The organism is Vreelandella sp. L-15, assembly GCF_056857635.1.
Genome location: NZ_JBSXNN010000038.1, coordinates 1 through 4,701, shown reverse-complemented (window position 1 = coordinate 4,701; position 4,701 = coordinate 1). Strand labels below are relative to the sequence as shown.

At 50.4% G+C, this 4,701-nt stretch carries 3 protein-coding genes and 2 pseudogenes; all 5 read left to right on the top strand.

Translation table 11 applies throughout. The annotated features are described in order from the left end of the window. Positions 1-238: 238 nt before the first annotated feature. The 5 genes and pseudogenes from pgm to AC13CY_RS04690 all read left to right on the top strand — a co-directional run bounded on the left by pgm (position 239) and on the right by AC13CY_RS04690 (position 4,598). Positions 239-1,846 (top strand): phosphoglucomutase (alpha-D-glucose-1,6-bisphosphate-dependent), encoded by a 1,608-nt coding sequence (pgm, locus tag AC13CY_RS04710; protein WP_287148392.1) that lies wholly within the window; start codon positions 239-241, stop codon positions 1,844-1,846. 132 nt (positions 1,847-1,978) lie between these two features. After that, complete coding sequence (locus AC13CY_RS04705) at positions 1,979-2,833, top strand: UTP--glucose-1-phosphate uridylyltransferase (RefSeq protein WP_058576383.1); 855 nt, start codon at positions 1,979-1,981, stop codon at positions 2,831-2,833. Between the two features lie 86 nt (positions 2,834-2,919). After that, positions 2,920-3,687, top strand: a pseudogene (gene cysQ / locus AC13CY_RS04700) (3'(2'),5'-bisphosphate nucleotidase CysQ); the annotation flags it as partial. A 16-nt stretch (positions 3,688-3,703) separates the two neighbouring features. Continuing rightward, positions 3,704-3,823 (top strand): annotated as a pseudogene (locus AC13CY_RS04695) (IS5/IS1182 family transposase); the annotation flags it as partial. A 298-nt stretch (positions 3,824-4,121) separates the two neighbouring features. Then, a complete protein-coding gene (locus AC13CY_RS04690) occupies positions 4,122-4,598 on the top strand; it encodes a hypothetical protein (RefSeq protein ID WP_483052343.1) in 477 nt (158 codons plus the stop codon). The last annotated feature ends 103 nt before the right edge of the window (positions 4,599-4,701 follow it).

Here is a 4,701-nt window from a genome sequence, read left to right as displayed (position 1 = left end):
GTTATTGGATCTGACCAGGGTCAGAACCGGCATCACTGTCCCCGAATTCGGGGTAAGTTAATGGCATGAGCCGTATACGTGGTCCGTATGTACGGTTCTGTGAGAGGGATGAGGCGGAGACGCCTCACCCTACTCGCTGTGATGCTTTCTAATGCTCACTGCTGATTCCTGCTATTCCTGCTCGCATTTCGCATCCCTATGTCAGTAAACTGCCAATAACAGGCAGGGCAGCAAACTAATCGAGTTAGAAGGAGAAGTTGGGATGGATGCCATTGTTCATACTTTTTTTGAACAAACACCGGATGCTAATGTTGCCAAAGAGCGAGTCGCCTTTGGTACTTCTGGCCACCGTGGCCGTGCTACCGAGCGCACGTTTAACGCCGCACACATCATCGCGATTACCCAAGCGGTCGTGGATTTTCGCAATGAGGAGGGGTATAAAGGTCCATTGTTTCTTGGGTTGGATACCCATGCGCTTTCACGCCCCGCTTGGGAGTGCGCGCTGCGAGTGCTGGCAGCCAATAAAGTACCAGTATTGGTTGAGAAAGATCATGGCTACACGGCAACTCCCTTGGTGAGCCACGCGATATTGCAGCATAATGCCCAGCAACATCAGGCTGCCAAGGCTGATGGCTTGATTATTACTCCCTCCCATAACCCGCCGGAGGATGGCGGTATTAAATACAATCCTCATCACGGCGGCCCAGCCGATACTGACGTTACCAAGTGGATTGAGCTGCGTGCAAACGCTTACTTACTCCGCCATTTAAGTGATGTTTCGCTGGTACCTTTAGATGAGGCGTTAGCCCACGCTCAGGAGTATGACTTCACTGCTCACTATGTAGCGCAGCTGGGCAAAGTAGTGGATATGGTGGCCATCCAAAACGCCAATTTAACTCTCGGCGCCGACCCTATGGGGGGGGCAGCGCTACCGGTATGGCAGGCGGTGGCTGAGCACTATGGCTTGAATCTTGAAGTCGTGAATACCACCGTAGATGACAGCTTTAGCTTTATGCCACTAGATCACGACGGCAAAATCCGTATGGACTGCTCCAGCGCGGATGCTATGGCTAATTTATTAAAGGTTAAAGACCGTTTTGATATCGCCTTTGGCAACGACCCAGATGCTGACCGACATGGCATTGTGGATGCCAATGGCTTGATGAATCCTAATCACTTCTTGGCAGTGTGTGTAGATTACTTGATTAGCCATCGCCCAGAGTGGAGTGAGTCGTTAAAGATCGGTAAAACGTTGGTCTCCTCGTCGATGATTGATCGCGTAGTCGCTTCCCATAAGCGTGAGCTGTATGAGGTGCCCGTAGGTTTTAAATGGTTTGTGGATGGCTTGCATGAGGGGTGGCTGGCCTTTGGCGGTGAAGAGAGCGCTGGTGCTAGTCTATTAACCCGCGATGGTAAGGCGTGGTCTACTGATAAAGATGGTATTGCGCTGTGCCTTTTGGCAGCTGAAATCATGGCTGTTACGGGTAAAACACCCAGTGAATATTATCAGACCCTGACCGAGCGCTTCGGTAAACCGTTCTACAAGCGCGTGGATACTGCCTGTACGGCTGAAGAGAAAGCCGCATTTAAAAATCTCACTGCTGAAAGCGTGACCGATACAGTTCTGGCTGGAGACCCTATTTCTGCTGTGTTGGTAAAGGCTCCGGGTAATCATGCGGCGATTGGTGGGTTGAAAGTAACCACCGAGAACGGCTGGTTTGCTGCTCGCCCTAGCGGGACAGAGTCGCTCTATAAAGTGTATGCAGAAAGCTTCAAAGGCTCGCACCATTTAGATGAGTTGATTGAAAGTGCCACAGTGTTGCTTTCAGGCATATTGAAAAATTAGTAAACACAGTTGTTATAAGTTAAGGCTTACTGCCCTGCAGTTCGGCATAGCAATTGCATAAAGCTTAGCGTGAATACGCCCTGTATTTTTCCTTATTCTGGAAACGCAACGCTCAGTAAAAGGACGTTAACGATGACCCAAGTACGCAAAGCAATTATCCCTGTTGCTGGTTTTGGCACCCGTCTACTGCCGATTAGCAAAGCAATTCCGAAAGAGATGGTGCCCGTTGTTGACCGGCCCCTCATTCAGCATGTCGTGGAAGAAGCGCTGGCGGCAGGTATCAATGAGATCATTTTGGTCACGCGAGCGGGGAAGTCGGCTATTGAGGATCACTTTGATGCACATTTTGAGTTAGAGCACTCGCTAGCCAGTAAGGGGAAAAATGCGCTGCTGGAAACCCTTTCTGCTATTTCACCTAAAAAGCTAAAAGTCACCAGCGTCCGACAGCCTAATGCGAAAGGCCTAGGGCATGCGATTTACTGTGCTTCGCATCTGCTCGATAAAGAGGAGCCGTTTGCGGTGATTTTGCCGGATGTATTGGTGAAGCCGCAAGTAGGCAACAGCGCGTGTGATTTAGGCAGTATGGTTGAGCGCTGGGAAAAGACCGAAGCAGCGCAAATTATGGTAGAAGCAGTGCCCCAGGAGGATGTATATCGTTACGGTATTGTGGATTGTGACGAACCTGCTGCTGGTGAAAGCGCCGATATGCGTGGTGTGGTCGAAAAGCCAAAGCCAGAAGACGCCCCGTCACGCCTATCGGTGATTGGGCGCTATGTGTTGCCGTATCGTATTATGGAGCTGTTGCGTGACCAACCCCCCGGCGCGGGTAATGAAATCCAACTGACGGATGCAATTGACCGCCTTATGCAAGAGGGTAAAACCGTCCAGGCATTTAGGATGCATGGTCGTACCTTTGACTGCGGACATATTGAAGGTTGGTTGCAAGCCAATACGACGCTGGCTAGAGAAGCAGGTTACGACGTTTGAGCGTTATATCATGCTGCCACTCTGCATAGAGTGGCTATTTAGCTGGCCGTTTTTGCGGCCTCATTGCTTGCTCTGGAGATGGTTGCATGGGGGAGTTATTGGAACAGTTATTGGAACAGGTGTTAACCATTGCTTATGATGCGGGTGATGCCATCATGGCAATTTATGGCAACGAATATAGTGTTGAAATCAAGGAAGATCATAGCCCAGTCACCGAAGCTGATAAGGCTGCACATCATGTTATTGTTGCAGGGCTACAAGCATTAAAAGAGAAGTTGCCTGTACTTTCCGAGGAAGATACTAGCCATTTTGCAGGGGCAGGGGATGATAAGCGGTATTGGCTAGTAGACCCTTTAGATGGAACAAAAGAATTTATTAAGAAAAACAATGAGTTCACCGTCAATATTGCACTCGTAGAGAATGATTCCCCCGTATTGGGTGTCGTCACGGCACCTGCTTTGGGCATTGCTTATGTAGCAGCCAAAGGTAAAGGGTCTTACAAAATTGATCGTCATGGGCATCGTGAGCAATTAAACGTTGCTAATGCTCCTCACCCGCCAGGAGTTTGGCGAGTGGTAAGTAGCCGCTCACATAAAAGTCCCGAATTATGCGGCTGGCTGAAACAGCTGGGCGACCATGAACTTAATCCAGTCGGCAGTTCATTGAAATTTTGTTTGATCGCAGAAGGTGCGGCTGATGTGTATCCCCGCTTTGGGCCTACGTGTCTGTGGGATACCGCCGCCGCTCAAGTGATCATTGAAGAGGCGGGAGGCGTCGTTCAGGCCATGAGTGGCGAGCCACTCCACTATGGAAACCCTGCTGAGATTATTAATCCGTCCTTTGTAGTCTGGGGAAGCGCTCAAAAATGTATATCCGTTTCATGTGATCAAGAACCTCTTCGGCTACCGGAAGGTGCGCTACAAGGGGCTGGCCAATCTGGTGCTGGCGGCACGATGCGAAGGACGCATTGACAGGGTCAGTACGTCTTGAATCTGCCCTGCCAGCCGGATAATCCGGCTGGCAAGGGAAACAGACCACCTTCGCTGGTCAGAAAGCGACCGCTGATGCAGTGAAAGTGCTCTTATGAGCGTTTCAGCCGCTTAGAGACGAATTGATCAGCGGTTCCTTAGGACAGTTACGCAAAGAAACGGTTTAGAAAAAAATAGCTAATTTGATTTGTCTCAATGCGCACATTTCAGTTGTTTTTGATAAGTTATTTCTTTCGAGCCATGATAGCGTCTGAACTCGCGAGCCTCACTCAAGGAAATTAACGAAATAGGGATTTCTGGTGCGCCTAGCCCCCCCGATCCATCGACTGATTACGTTTCGTTCGCTAAAAAGCCGGCTGCTGCTGGGGCTTTCCTGTGCGCTGGCCATTTTGGCGGGGGCCGTGCTGGGCATGGCGTGGCAGGTCGGCAAAATCATGGTGCACGAGACCAATATCGCCCACCTGCGCTATGAAGCCGATTTGCTGGCCGATGAGATTACCCAACAGATCAACCAGCGCATCAACGCACTACAGCGGTTGAACGGGGTCATTGGGCTGTCAGACGATCCCACCTGGTTGAATTACGAGCTGCAGAAGAACGACTCCCTGCTGACTTGGTTCGAAGGTTTGATGGTCAGCGATGAGAACGGCGTGATTTTGAGCGACTGGCCGAGCGTGGTGGGGCGAGTGGGCCTCGAGACCAAAGACCTCGAGTATTTCAAAATGGTGCGCGGTATTCGGAGTTATGGTGATTTCTGGTGTATGGAAGCAGGCTGAAAGGATGGCGTATCCTGTTGGTTGATCACCACCAAGATCACAACCAACAGAGGATGGATACGCCATGTCCAAGTCTAACCTGCATGCTCTTTCACAACCAGAG